Genomic DNA, 12,171 nt, shown 5'->3' with positions numbered 1-12,171 from the left:
GGTGGATATGCCGCCCCGATGTTTGCTTTCATTGTGAGACGATTGCTGCAGGCCGTTATGGTCATGCTTGCTGTCGCCTTTATCGCCTTCTCGATGTTCAACTTCGTCGGCGATCCCATTGTGCTGATCGCCGGGCAGGATGCCTCTGCCGAACAGCGCGAGGATTTGCGCAAAGCCCTGGGCCTGGACCTGCCCACGCCGCAGCGTTTCGTGAAATACGTCACCGATGCAGCGCAGGGCAATTTCGGCCTCAGCTACCGCACCACCGAAAAGGTGGGCAAAATGATCGCCGACCGCCTGCCTGCCACCCTGGAACTCAGCTTCATGGCCGCGCTGATGGCTTTGCTGCTGGGCATACCGATGGGGGTGTTTACCGGGCTCTATCCGAAATTATGGGTCAGCCGCATGTTGCTGGCCGTATCGCTGGTGGGCATTTCACTGCCCACCTTCCTGATCGGCATTCTGCTGATCGTGATCTTCGCCGTGGTGCTGGGCTGGCTGCCATCCTTCGGGCGCGGCGATGTGGTGCAGATCGGCTTCTGGTCCACCGGCTTCCTCACGCTCAGCGGCTGGAAGGCGATTTTGATGCCGGCCTTCACGCTTGGGCTGTTCCAGATGACGCTGATCATGCGCCTGGTGCGATCCGAGATGCTGGAGGTCTTACGCACCGATTACATCAAATTCGCCCGCGCCCGCGGTTTGCATAACCGCGCCGTGCATTTCGGCCATGCGTTGAAAAACACCATGGTGCCGGTGATCACCATCACCGGCCTGCAGGTGGGCTCGATCATCGCCTTTGCCATCATCACCGAGACGGTATTTTCCTGGCCCGGCCTGGGGCTGCTGTTCCTGCAATCGGTGCAGAATGTGGATATCCCGGTGATGTCCAGCTATCTGGTGCTGATCGGCTTCCTGTTCGTGATGATCAACCTGATCGTGGATATTCTGTACTTCGTAGTGGATCCGCGCTTGCGCGGTCAGAGCGGCGGCGGGGTGGCGAAATGATGCTGCCGCTGGCCCGCACCATCGAATTCTGGCGCCGCGCCGCCGACAGCGACATCTTCTTCAGCTTCACACGTTCATGGCTGGTGGTGGCCTCGGCAATTGTCACGGCGCTGTTTTTCATCTGCGCTTTCGGGGCCAGTTTCATCGCGCCGCATAATCCTTTCGATCTGGCCACGCTGCAATTGTCGGATGCCTTCCTGCCGCCATTCTGGGAGGAGGGCGGCACGACGAAATACCTGCTCGGCACCGACGACCAGGGACGCGACGTGCTCTCCACCATCATGTATGGCTCGCGCACCTCGCTGATCGTCGGCTTCCTGGCGGTGGCTTTCGCCATGGTGCTGGGCATCGGGCTCGGCCTGCTGGCCGGCTATGTTGGCGGCGCCATCGACAGCATCATCATGCGCGTGGCCGATGTGCAGCTTACTTTTCCGGCCATCCTGATCGCCTTGCTGGTGGATGGCGTCAGCCGTGCGCTGCTGGGTGCGCAGGGCCATGCCGAGGCGCAGGAACTGGTGCTGATCATCGCCATCGGGCTGAGTTACTGGGTGCAATATGCCCGCACCGTGCGCGGTTCGGTGCTGGTTGAGAAGAACAAGGAATATGTTCAGGCCGCCCGCGTGATCGGCATGCCGGCCGCGCTGATCGTGTTGCGCCATGTGCTGCCCAATGTGATGGGGCCGGTGATGGTGATCGCTACCATCAACCTGGCGCTTGCCATCATCACCGAGGCCACGCTCAGTTTTCTCGGCGTCGGCCTGCCGCCCACCGAACCATCGCTGGGCACCATGATCAATACCGGACAGCAATTCCTGTTCTCCGGTGAATGGTGGATCACGATCTTTCCGGGCGCCGCCCTGGCCATTCTGGTTCTGGCAGTGAATCTGCTGGGCGATTGGCTGCGCGATGCGCTGAACCCGAAACTCAGGTAATGCCCCATGAGCCTGCCATGAGCCAACTTCTTGAAGTGAACCATCTGCGCGTCGAATTCCCCACCCGGCGCGGCACGCTTGTCGCGGTGGACGACGTGTCTTTGCATATCGATGCCGGCGAGGTGCTGGGCGTGGTGGGCGAATCCGGTGCCGGCAAGTCGATGACCGGAGCTGCCATCATCGGCCTGCTGGAACCGCCGGGCCGCATTGCCGGCGGCGAAATCCTGCTGGAAGGCCGCCGTATCGACAATCTGCCCTATGCCGCCATGCGCGCCATTCGCGGCCGCCAGATCGGTGCGATCTTCCAGGATCCGCTCACCAGCCTCAATCCGCTCTACAAGGTGGGCGACCAGTTGGTGGAAACCATCCTCACCCATCTGCCGCTAAGCCTGGCCGACGCCAAGGCGCGTGCGGTGCAGCTTCTGGAGGATGTGGGCATTCCCTCGCCGGGCGAGCGCGTGAATCATTATCCGCACCAGTTTTCCGGCGGCATGCGTCAGCGCGTGGTGATTGCGCTGGCCCTGGCCGCCGAACCCAAGCTGATCATCGCCGACGAGCCGACCACGGCGCTGGATGTGTCGATCCAGGCGCAAATCATCTCGCTGCTGAAGCGGCTCTGCCACGAGAAGGGCACGGCAGTGATGCTGGTGACCCATGATATGGGCGTAATCGCCGAAACCGCCGACCGCGTGGCGGTGATGTATGCCGGCCGTATCGCCGAAATCGGCCCGGTGCAGGATGTGATCAAACGGCCGAAACATCCTTATACCGTGGGCCTGATGGGGGCGATCCCCTCCATGGGCATGGATGTGGAACGTCTCACCCAGATCGACGGTTCCATGCCGCGCCTGAATGCGATCCCGAAGGGCTGTGCCTTCAATCCGCGTTGCCCCGTGGTGTTCGATCGCTGCCTGGTGGAGCGACCCGATCCAATGCCGGCCGGCAACGGCCTGGCCGCCTGCTGGCGCGTAATGCAGGGAGCCGAACATGCAGAAGTCTGACGCCGACCAGCCGATCCTGCAGGTGGAAGGCCTGCGCCGTTATTTCGATGTATCCGCGCCCTGGCTGAACCGTGTGCTGGAAGGCAAGGATCGCAGCATCGTGCGCGCGGTGGATGGCGTGTCGTTCGAGATCAAGCGTGGCGAGACTTTCAGCCTGGTGGGCGAGAGCGGCTGCGGCAAGTCCACCGTGGCGCGCTTGATCGTCGGCCTTTATGGCCCCACGGCCGGTTCGATCCGTTTCGAGGGCACCGATATCGGCCCGTCGGCGGAGCGCGCCAGGCATCCGGATTTGCAGGCGCGGATGCAGATGATCTTCCAGGATCCCTATGCGTCGCTCAATCCGCGTTGGCGGGTGGGTGATATCATCGCCGAGCCGATCCGCTTCCGCAAATTGCTGAAGGATGAAAAGCAGATTGCCCAGCGCGTGGGCGAATTGCTCAGCCAGGTCGGTCTGTCGCCGCTGGATGCGCGCAAATATCCCCATGAATTTTCCGGCGGCCAGCGCCAGCGCGTGTCTATCGCGCGTGCGCTTGCCGGCGAGCCGGAATTCCTGGTCTGCGACGAGCCCACATCGGCGCTGGACGTTTCCGTGCAGGCGCAGATTCTGAATCTCATGAAGGATCTGCAGCGCCGCCTCGGCCTCACCTATCTGTTCATCAGCCACAATCTGGCGGTGGTGTATCATGTCTCCGACAAGGTGGGCGTGATGTATCTCGGTCGTCTGGTGGAATGGGCAGACAAGAAGATTCTGTTCCAGCGCCCGCTGCACCCCTATACCCGGATGCTGCTGGATGCGATCCCAGACCTCGACATGACCGGACGCCAGCGCACGCCGGTGGCCGGCGAAGTGCCCAGCCCGCTCAATCCGCCTTCGGGTTGCAGCTTCCATCCGCGCTGTCCGTTTGCGAACGAACGATGCAAGAGCGAAATTCCCGCTGTGCGCGCAGTGGAAGGCGGCGCAGTTGCTTGCCACGCTGTAGAGGAAGGCCGCCTTCCGCCATGGAAAATACAGGCGGCGGCATAATTTCATATTGCCGAATTTTGTTCACTTGTAGCCTGAGGCCAAGGCGCCTAAATTCGTAGGCACAAAAATGCAAGCGGCTTTCCCGGGGGATTGATGGGAAACCGCTAAGCATCAACGCATCTGACCCGCTACCAAGTAAGACCCACTGCCAGGACTGAACAACACAGGAGGCAGGCGATGAGTTATCGTGATATCACCGTGCATCTCACGTTGGATCCGCGCAACACCGCGCGCACCCAGCTTGCCATCGCTCTGGCTAAGCGCTTCGCCGCGCAGCTGACCGGTTTCTACACTGTGCCGCCGCCCAACGTGCCTTATTATATGGGCGAATACATCCCCACCGAATTGATTCAGAAACAGATGGACGATGCCCAGGTTGCTTCCGGGGCAAACCATGAGGCCTTCATCGCAGCCTGCACGGCGGCCAACCTGCCGCATCGCTGGCGACAGAGCGATCTGGTGCCGGTGGAGGCCTTGCGCATCCAGGCGCGTGCCAGCGATCTGGTGATCGTGGGCCAACCCGATCCGTCGCCCAACGATCCGGGCGCCATTCCCTATGGCACCGATGTGTTGCCGCAGGAGCTTGCCTTGCAGGCCGGGCGCCCCGTGTTGGCGGTGCCGCATCAGGGTATATTCACCGATCTTGGCCGTCGCGTGCTGGTGGCCTGGAATGGCAAACGCGAGGTGGCGCGCGCCACTCATGATGCGATGCCGCTGCTCAAGGGCGCCGAAAGCGTGGTGCTGCTACGCATCGGCCCGGAGAAGAAGGGCCGCACCTCGCTGGAAGATGGCGCCGACCTGCTGCGTCGCCATGGTATCCGCGTGGAAGCCGTTGCCGCCGAGGATACTGGCCTCAAGGTCGGGGCGGCTTTGCTGGCCGAGGCAACCAGCCGGCAATGCGATCTATTGGTGATGGGGGCCTTCGGCGCCTCTCGGCTGCGCGAACTGGTTTTCGGCGGCGTTACGGAAAGCATTCTCTCCGGCATGACGCTACCGGTGCTGCTAAGCAATTAGCTTATCGTCACGCGCGGCCCGTCGATAACCAGTCGGCCTTCCGCCAGCAGACGCAGGGCTTGCGGGTATAGCTTGTGCTCTTCCGCCAGCACGGCATCGGCAACCTGTTCGGGCGAGGCATGCTGCGGCACCGGTATGGCAGCTTGCAGGATGATCGGCCCTTCATCCATTTCCGGCGAGACGAAATGCACGGTGCAGCCGGTGAAACGCACGCCGCTTTCCACCACGCGCCGATGCACGTCCAGGCCTTTGAAGGCCGGCAGCAGGGACGGATGGATGTTGAGCATGCGGCCATACCAGGCGCGGGTGAAATCCGGCGTGAACAATCGCATGAAGCCGGCCAGGCAGATGATCTCGGCTCCCGATGCCTGCAGGGCCGCGCTCAATTGCGTTTCAAACGCCTCGCGGTTGAGGCCCTTGCTGGCAATCGCATGCGTGGGCACGCCAAGCGCGCGGGCTTCGTCCAGGCCGGCGGCATCGGCGCGGTTTGCAATCACGCAGGCAATGCGGGCGGGATAATCGGGTGCCTGGGCCGCCTCGATCAGCGCCCGCATATTGCTACCCCGACCAGAGATCAGGATCGCAACCGGCTTTTTCATTTCCAGGCTTGTGCGGTGTTCAGCGTCTCGGCCACCGGCTCGGCCTTCGGGTCGGGCAGGGCCTCGATATGGCCGATGCGATAGGCGGATTCACCCACCGCCTTCAAGCGGCCGAGCAATGCATCGGCATCTTCCGCCGCGGCGGCGATTACCAGGCCGATGCCGCAATTGAACGCCCGGGCCATTTCCTTGTCGCTGATATTGCCGGCCTGGCGCAGCCAGGTGAAAACCGGCGGCAGCGGCCAGCTCCGGGCATCGATCACCGCGCGGGTGCCATCGGGCAGCACGCGCGGCACATTCTCGGTCAGGCCGCCGCCGGTGATATGCGCCATCGCCTTGATGGCACCCGAGCGCACATCGGGCATGCAGCTCTTCACGTAGATGCGGGTGGGGGCCATCAGGATTTCGGCCAGGGTACGGTCATTGGAAAACGGCGCCGGGCTCTCGAATTCCAGCCCATTGTCGCGGATCACCTTGCGCACCAGCGAAAAGCCGTTGGAATGCACGCCGGAAGACGACAGGCCGATCAGCACATCGCCCGGCTTCACGTCGCGCGGCAGCAATGTGCCGCGTTCGGCCGCACCCACGGCAAAGCCGGCCAGATCGTAATCCTGCGCGGCATACATGCCGGGCATCTCGGCGGTTTCGCCGCCGATCAGCGCGCAACCGGCCTGGCGGCAGCCTTCCGCAATACCGGCCACCACGCGCTTGGCGATTTCCACGTCCAGCTTGCCGGTGGCAAAATAGTCGAGAAAGAACAGCGGCTCGGCGCCCTGCACCAGGATGTCGTTCACCACCATGGCCACCAGATCGATGCCCACGCCGTCATGCCGGCCGGTTTCGATGGCGATTTTCAGCTTGGTGCCCACACCATCGGTGGAGGAAACCAGGATCGGATCCTTGAAGCCGGCGGCTTTGGGATCGAACAAGGCGCCAAAACCACCCAGCGAGGCATCGGCGCCACGCCTGCGTGTGCTGGCAGCCAGCGGTTTGATGGCATCGACCAGGGCTTCGCCGGCGTCGATATCGACCCCGGCAGCTTTATAAAGCGGCGACGTGTTGATGGTAGCCTCGCTTGTCGGCTAGATTTGACGGCGCCACCTTACTCATTCCGGCTTTGTTTGCAATGCTTCGATCCAGCCTTCTCCGGTCCGCCGCCAAGCGGGCGGCCTGCCTTCTGACCGGGGTTCTTTTCGGAGCCATGATCGGTGTTTCTGCCGTTATGCCCGTGGCTTATGCCCAGCAGCCGGCAGCGCGCCCGGAAATCCGCCAGCTTCCGGTCTTCACCGTGGCTGGCGTGCCGGTGGATGCCTCGGCCGACAGCGCGGCCAATGCCCGCCCGGTCGCCCTGCAGGAAGGCCAGCGCCGCGCCTTCACCCAATTGCTGCGCCGGCTGACGATATACGCCGATCACGGCCGCCTGCCGCAGCCCACCGAGGCCCTGCTGAACGAGGCTGTCGCCGGCTTCGAGATCGACGAGGAACGCACCTCGGCCACCCGCTATCTGGGCCGCATCACCGTGCGCTTCCGGCCCGAGGCGATCCGCAATCTGCTGCAGGCCGAGAAGCTGACCTATTCCGAGGTGCGGGCCAAGCCGGTGCTGCTGATTCCGGTCTGGCAAGGTAGTTCCGCCAGCGGGCAGGGCGCTGTTCTCTGGAGCGGCGAGAATCCCTGGCGCGAATCCTGGAAGCGCCGGGCCGATATCCAGGCCCTGGTGCCTTTGCTGCTGCCGGAAGACAGCGCCGCCAATCCGCTGCCGCCGTTGGATCGCCTGCTGGGCGAGACCGGCAGGCTGCGCAGCTTCATTGAAGCGCAGAATGCCGGCGAGGCGTTGTTGATCGCAGCCACCCTGGTGAGCCAGGACGATGGCAATGTGCGGATCGAGATCTATCCTTCGCAAAGCGGCCCGGCCTGGGATGCCAATACCGCGGCGCTGGAAAAGCTGGAGCCCTTCATTGCCGTCGGCCGCGATGTGGAAAGCACGTTGAATGGCGCCGTGGATGGCCTGGTGCTGCGGTTCGACAATCATTGGAAGGGCATCACGCGGCTGGATTTCGATCATCCCTCCAGCCTCTCGGCGGCGGCATCCTTCGCCAATCTGGCCGAATGGGTGAAGCTGCGCGAACAATTGGCTGCCGTGGCGCCGATCCGGCGCTTCGATGTGCTGCGCATGAGCCACCGCGATGCCCAATTGCAGATCGATTTCTTCGGCGCAGCCGAACAATTGATTCCCGCCATGGCGCAGCGTGGGCTGGATATGCGCCAGCGCGACGGCTTCTGGGAGCTGGGGCTGCGCAAGCCATGAGCCGCCGCCAGCAAATCGCCATATGGGCGGCACTCACCGTACTATTCCTGTTGCTGCTGTCGGCATTGAGCGGCGTGCTGCTGCCTTTCGTGGCGGCGATGGCGCTGGCGTATTTCCTCGATCCGCTGGCCGATCGGCTGGAGCGCACGGGGATGAGCCGCACGCTCGCCACCACGGTGATCACGGCAACGCTGTTTCTGCTGACCCTGCTGGTTCTGCTGCTGCTGTTGCCGCTGCTGAGCGGCCAGTTGGCGAATTTCATCGCGCGCCTGCCGGGCTATATCGATTCCTTCCGCGAACGCATATTGCCGATCATCCAGGAACTGGCCGCGCATTACGATATTCCCCTGCGCATCGACGTGAAGGCCGCGTTGGGCACCTATGCCGCCGATGCCATGAAGGTGTTCGGCCAGGTGCTGAGCCAATTGCTGGGCGGCGGCCAGGCGGTGCTGGGCGTTGTGTCGCTGCTGGTGGTGACGCCGGTGGTGGCGTTCTATCTGCTGCGCGACTGGGATCGCATGATCGACCTGATCGACCAGAATCTGCCGCGTGACCATGCCGAGGTGATCCGCCAGCAGGCCCGCGCCATCGATCAGGTGCTGGCCGGCTTCGTGCGCGGCCAAACCCTGGTCTGCGTTGCGCTGGGCAGCTTTTATGCCATCGGCCTGTCGCTGATCGGCTTGGATTTCGGCCTGGTCATCGGCCTGGGCGCCGGGCTGATCTCGTTCATTCCCTATGTGGGCACAATCGTGGGCTTCGTCACCGCGATGATCGTGGCCCTGGTGCAATTCTGGGGTGACTGGACCTGGGTGGCGGTCACTGCCGTGGTGTTCGGCATCGGCCAATTCATCGAGGGCAATTTCCTCACGCCCAAGCTGGTGGGCGAGCGGGTGGGCCTGCATCCGGTCTGGGTGATGTTCGGGTTGTTTGCTGGCGGTGCGCTGTTCGGCTTTGTCGGCATGCTGATCGCGGTGCCGGTTTGCGCCGTGATCGGCGTGCTCACCCGTTTCACGCTGGCGCGCTACCGCGAAAGCGCGCTCTTTACCGGGCAGGCATCAGCGCAGCAGGGCGATGCCGCCGAACACCACGGCCAGGCAAAGGGCGAATAGGATCGCCGCCACCAGATTGCCAGGGCCCTGGGCGGATGCGGTAATTGCGGCGGCTTGCTCGGCCGGCAATTGTTTGTCGCCGGTCACCATCGGTTTCACCAGGTTTTCCCGCTTCACCAGCAGATAGAACAACGTAGCCAGCAGGTGGACGCCCACCACGATATAGATGGCGTCGATGGTAATGCGGTGGATGCTGCTCATCTGCGCGCCCACGCTGCTGGGCACCAGGCTGTAGAGCGGGCCGTCGTAGACAAAATCGTCGCTGGTGAACAGGCCAGACACCGCCTGCAGCAGCAGCAGACCCAGCATTGCAAAAACCGCGTAACCGCCCACCGGGTTATGCCCCACATAGCCGCCGTCATGGCCCGGCTTGTTTCCGCCGCCGATCAGGCCGCGGAGATAGGCCAGCGCGGCGCCCGGTCCGGCCAGAAAATCGGTGAAGCGGGCCTGTCGGTTGCCCACGAAGCCCCAGATCAGCCGGAACAGCAGCAGGGCCAGCAGGGCCTGGCCGATCACCATATGCTGCTCCAGCTTGCCGGTCAGGCCGGTACCCACCATGGCAACCACTAGGATGACCAGCAGCCAGTGGAACAGCCGGGTGGGCAGATCCCAAACTTTGGCGGTTTTCGCATTGGCGGGGGCGGTCGGGGCAGGCTGCTGCATGGGGCGGTCCGAAGGGTATGGCAAAACCTTGCCGGAGGAGTCGGGGAGTTTTCAGTTTAGAAGTGTTGCTACCCGACTGGCGAGGGCCTAATCTATGGATAACGCCACGGGCAACCGGTGGCGGATGGTGAGGCGCGGCGTAAGTCGCTGTTAAATAAAATCTTCGTGAGGGGCGCGCGGTGCGAGGCAGTCGGTTCTTCTTCACGCTTCTCATATTCGCGGTGCTCGGCATTCTTGCCGTGATCTTCTTCCGTCACGATCCTGCTGAGCAGCGTGGCGCATCGCCCCAGGCCAATCTGGGATCGGCGCCGCCGCTGCCGGTGCCGCCGCCGCCGCCGCCGCCGCCAAAACCCGCCGAAGTAGTGTTGCCCAGTTTCGATGTGGTGCGCATCAGCCGCAACTGCACCGCCGTGTTTGCCGGCCGTGCCAATGCCGGCGCCGTTGTGGTGGTGAAAACCGGCAGCCGCGAGATCGGCCGCGTCACGGCTGATTCGCGTGGCGAATGGGTTCTGGTGCCCGATCTGCCGCTGGACAAGGGCAATCAGGAATTCGTACTGGAAGCCCAGTTGCCCAACATGGATCCGATCAAGGCTGCCGCCAGCGTGGTTGCCGTGGTGCCGGAATGCGATCCCAATGCTTCCGGCGAGCAGGCCATCGCTGTGCTCACCCCCCTGGAAGGCGCCAGCCGCCTGTTGCAGGGCCCGAATACGGCGCCGCTCGATCCGGCGCGCAAGGGCTTGTCGCTGGACGCCATCGAATATGACGAGGCCGGCAACCTGATCCTGTCTGGCCGTGCCCAGCCCGGCGCTACCGTGCAGGTCTATCTCAATAACGCCCCGATCGGCGTGGCCACCGCCGATGCCAATGGCCGTTGGCAGTTGCGCCCCACCGAAAAGGTCGAACCCGGTATCTACTCGATGCGGGTGGATCAAGTGGAACAGACCGGCGGCGGCAAGGTTGCGTCTCGCCTGGAATTGCCGTTCAGCCGCGCCGCGCCAGAGGAAATCAAGATTTCCGGCGGCAGCGTGGTGGTGCAACCAGGCAATAGTCTGTGGCGCATCGCCCGTCGCGCCTATGGCGAGGGGTTGCGCTATACCGAGATCTATCAGGCCAACAAGGGCCAGATTCGCGATCCGGATATGATCTACCCTGGCCAGATTTTCGCGGTTCCTCCGCAAAAATCCGAAAAACAATAGCCCGGTCGGAAATACCAGCCATCAACAATAGGGCGCAGCCCGAGAGCGGAAGCCTTATCCTTCTGGCTTCCCTGGGGTAGACTTGCAACGTGGAAACTGATTTTGGCAAAGCCCAGCGCCAGTCTGGCGCCGGCGCCCCTGCAAAGGGCGGGGCGCGGATGCCGTCGATTTACGCCGCGCTGGATCTCGGCACCAATAACTGCCGGCTGCTGATTGCCCGTCCCTTGCGGGATACAGGGCGCACCGACAGTTTCCGCGTGGTGGAAGCCTTTTCCCGCATCGTGCGTCTGGGCGAGGGCCTTACCAATACCGGCGCCTTGTCGGAAGCCGCGATGGCGCGCACCCTGGTGGCACTGAAAATCTGTTCCGAGAAGATGGCCCGGCGCGGGGTGACCATGGCGCGTGCCGTGGCCACCGAGGCCTGCCGCCGCGCCGCCAACGGGCCGGAATTCCTGCATGAAGTGAAGGCCAGCACCGGCATCGGCTTCGATATCATCACCACGGCTGAAGAGGCGCGGCTGGCGCTGTCTGGCTGTGGGCCGCTGTTGGAACCGCAGCATGAGCAGGCGGTGGTGTTCGATATCGGCGGCGGCTCCACCGAGGTGATGTGGGCCAGGCTGCACCGCGACCGCCGGCCCGAAGTGCTGGACTGGATTTCGCTGCCTTTCGGCGTGGTCAATCTCACCGAACGCCACGGGGCCGGCCATATCGACAGCGGCAGCTATGGCGCGATGATCGACGAAGTGGCGGCGCATCTTGCGCCGTTCGAGGCCCGGCACGGCCTGAATGCGGCCATGCGTGCCGGCAAGGTGCAGGTGTTGGGCACCTCCGGCACCGTTACCACGCTTGCCGGCGTATTGCTTGGCCTGCCGCGTTACGAGCGCCGCCATGTGGATGGCTGCTGGCTGGAATTTCCGGCCGTGATAGAACAGTCGCGCCGGTTGGCGGGCATGCCGGTGCCGGATCGCGCCAAGCATCCCTGCATCGGCGAAGAGCGCGCCGATCTGGTGGTGGCTGGCTGCGCGATTCTGGAGGCCTTGCATCGCTTCTGGCCGGCGCCGCGTCTGCGCGTGGCCGATCGAGGCGTGCGCGAAGGGGTTTTGCTTGAAATGATGCGTGGTCGGAGCTGATCGCATGGCCGACAAACCCAAGGGGCCTTCCGCTCCCGGCAGCAAATCATCCAGCCATAAGGCTCCGGCCCACCGCGCGCATGTGAAGGTGAAGAAGGCGCGCGGCCGCACGGTTTCGTCTACACGCTGGCTGGAGCGGCAGCTCAACGATCCTTATGTGCTGGCGGCCAAGAGCGCCGGCTATCGCAGCCGC

Annotated in this window: 12 protein-coding genes and 1 pseudogene; 10 read left to right on the top strand and 3 right to left on the bottom strand. The window is 63.5% G+C overall.

The window, feature by feature from the left end:
- Positions 1 to 18: 18 nt before the first annotated feature.
- The 5 genes from KF827_RS12185 to KF827_RS12165 all read left to right on the top strand — a co-directional run bounded on the left by KF827_RS12185 (position 19) and on the right by KF827_RS12165 (position 4,976).
- The gene (locus KF827_RS12185) at positions 19 to 1,005 is read left to right on the top strand and encodes an ABC transporter permease (RefSeq protein WP_291005606.1); all 987 of its coding nucleotides are present in this window, start codon (positions 19 to 21) and stop codon (positions 1,003 to 1,005) included.
- Entirely contained in the window at positions 1,002 to 1,937 is a 936-nt protein-coding gene (locus KF827_RS12180) for an ABC transporter permease (protein ID WP_291005604.1), read from the top strand. The genes KF827_RS12185 and KF827_RS12180 overlap by 4 nt, the downstream gene beginning before the upstream one ends.
- Positions 1,938 to 1,954: 17 nt before the next feature.
- A complete protein-coding gene (locus tag KF827_RS12175; RefSeq protein ID WP_291005601.1) occupies positions 1,955 to 2,938 on the top strand; it encodes an ABC transporter ATP-binding protein in 984 nt (327 codons plus the stop codon).
- Entirely contained in the window at positions 2,925 to 3,962 is a 1,038-nt protein-coding gene (locus KF827_RS12170; protein ID WP_291005599.1) for an ABC transporter ATP-binding protein, read from the top strand. The genes KF827_RS12175 and KF827_RS12170 overlap by 14 nt, the downstream gene beginning before the upstream one ends.
- A gap of 177 nt (positions 3,963 to 4,139) precedes the next feature.
- Positions 4,140 to 4,976, top strand: coding sequence for a universal stress protein (locus KF827_RS12165; protein ID WP_291005596.1), 837 nt, complete (start codon positions 4,140 to 4,142; stop codon positions 4,974 to 4,976).
- Here KF827_RS12165 and purN read toward each other — a convergent pair.
- Positions 4,973 to 5,575: a phosphoribosylglycinamide formyltransferase gene (purN, locus tag KF827_RS12160; RefSeq protein ID WP_291005593.1), complete on the bottom strand. Its 603-nt coding sequence runs from the start codon at positions 5,573 to 5,575 to the stop codon at positions 4,973 to 4,975. The two genes, KF827_RS12165 and purN, sit on opposite strands and share 4 nt — an antisense overlap.
- On the bottom strand, positions 5,572 to 6,639 hold the full coding sequence (purM, locus tag KF827_RS12155) for a phosphoribosylformylglycinamidine cyclo-ligase (RefSeq protein ID WP_291005737.1): 1,068 nt from the start codon (positions 6,637 to 6,639) through the stop codon (positions 5,572 to 5,574). Before purM ends, purN begins: the two co-directional genes overlap by 4 nt.
- Before the next feature lie 137 nt (positions 6,640 to 6,776).
- Here purM and KF827_RS12150 point away from each other — a divergent pair, with 137 nt between their 5' ends.
- Positions 6,777 to 7,880, top strand: coding sequence for a DUF2066 domain-containing protein (locus KF827_RS12150; protein ID WP_291005590.1), 1,104 nt, complete (start codon positions 6,777 to 6,779; stop codon positions 7,878 to 7,880).
- Positions 7,877 to 8,989 (top strand): AI-2E family transporter, encoded by a 1,113-nt coding sequence (locus KF827_RS12145; RefSeq protein ID WP_291005587.1) that lies wholly within the window; start codon positions 7,877 to 7,879, stop codon positions 8,987 to 8,989. Before KF827_RS12150 ends, KF827_RS12145 begins: the two co-directional genes overlap by 4 nt.
- Here KF827_RS12145 and KF827_RS12140 read toward each other — a convergent pair.
- Entirely contained in the window at positions 8,936 to 9,652 is a 717-nt protein-coding gene (locus KF827_RS12140; protein WP_291005585.1) for a cytochrome b/b6 domain-containing protein, read from the bottom strand. The two genes, KF827_RS12145 and KF827_RS12140, sit on opposite strands and share 54 nt — an antisense overlap.
- A 179-nt stretch (positions 9,653 to 9,831) precedes the next feature.
- Here KF827_RS12140 and KF827_RS12135 point away from each other — a divergent pair, with 179 nt between their 5' ends.
- The 3 genes and pseudogenes from KF827_RS12135 to KF827_RS12125 form a co-directional block, all read left to right on the top strand.
- Positions 9,832 to 10,848, top strand: a complete 1,017-nt coding sequence (locus KF827_RS12135) for a LysM peptidoglycan-binding domain-containing protein (protein ID WP_291005582.1) — start codon at positions 9,832 to 9,834, stop codon at positions 10,846 to 10,848.
- Between the two features lie 158 nt (positions 10,849 to 11,006).
- On the top strand, positions 11,007 to 11,978 hold the full coding sequence (locus tag KF827_RS12130; RefSeq protein ID WP_291005579.1) for a Ppx/GppA phosphatase family protein: 972 nt from the start codon (positions 11,007 to 11,009) through the stop codon (positions 11,976 to 11,978).
- 4 nt (positions 11,979 to 11,982) lie between these two features.
- Positions 11,983 to 12,171, top strand: a pseudogene (locus KF827_RS12125) (23S rRNA methyltransferase); the annotation flags it as partial.

The sequence above is a fragment of the Ferrovibrio sp. genome, assembly GCF_019636075.1.
GTDB lineage: Bacteria > Pseudomonadota > Alphaproteobacteria > Ferrovibrionales > Ferrovibrionaceae > Ferrovibrio.
The sequence above is the reverse complement of the archived record's forward strand: the minus strand, read 5'-3'. Positions and strand labels throughout refer to the sequence as shown.

Excerpts from the sequence above, each read along its gene's own strand:
- KF827_RS12185 (WP_291005606.1), top strand. The coding sequence starts at position 19 with ATGTTTGCTTTCATTGTGAGACGATTGCTGCAGGCCGTTATGGTCATG.
- KF827_RS12180 (WP_291005604.1), top strand. The coding sequence starts at position 1,002 with ATGATGCTGCCGCTGGCCCGCACCATCGAATTCTGGCGCCGCGCCGCC.
- KF827_RS12175 (WP_291005601.1), top strand. The coding sequence starts at position 1,955 with ATGAGCCAACTTCTTGAAGTGAACCATCTGCGCGTCGAATTCCCCACC.
- KF827_RS12170 (WP_291005599.1), top strand. The coding sequence starts at position 2,925 with ATGCAGAAGTCTGACGCCGACCAGCCGATCCTGCAGGTGGAAGGCCTG.
- KF827_RS12165 (WP_291005596.1), top strand. The coding sequence starts at position 4,140 with ATGAGTTATCGTGATATCACCGTGCATCTCACGTTGGATCCGCGCAAC.
- purN (WP_291005593.1), bottom strand. The coding sequence starts at position 5,575 with ATGAAAAAGCCGGTTGCGATCCTGATCTCTGGTCGGGGTAGCAATATG.
- KF827_RS12150 (WP_291005590.1), top strand. The coding sequence starts at position 6,777 with ATGATCGGTGTTTCTGCCGTTATGCCCGTGGCTTATGCCCAGCAGCCG.
- KF827_RS12145 (WP_291005587.1), top strand. The coding sequence starts at position 7,877 with ATGAGCCGCCGCCAGCAAATCGCCATATGGGCGGCACTCACCGTACTA.
- KF827_RS12140 (WP_291005585.1), bottom strand. The coding sequence starts at position 9,652 with ATGCAGCAGCCTGCCCCGACCGCCCCCGCCAATGCGAAAACCGCCAAA.
- KF827_RS12130 (WP_291005579.1), top strand. The coding sequence starts at position 11,007 with ATGCCGTCGATTTACGCCGCGCTGGATCTCGGCACCAATAACTGCCGG.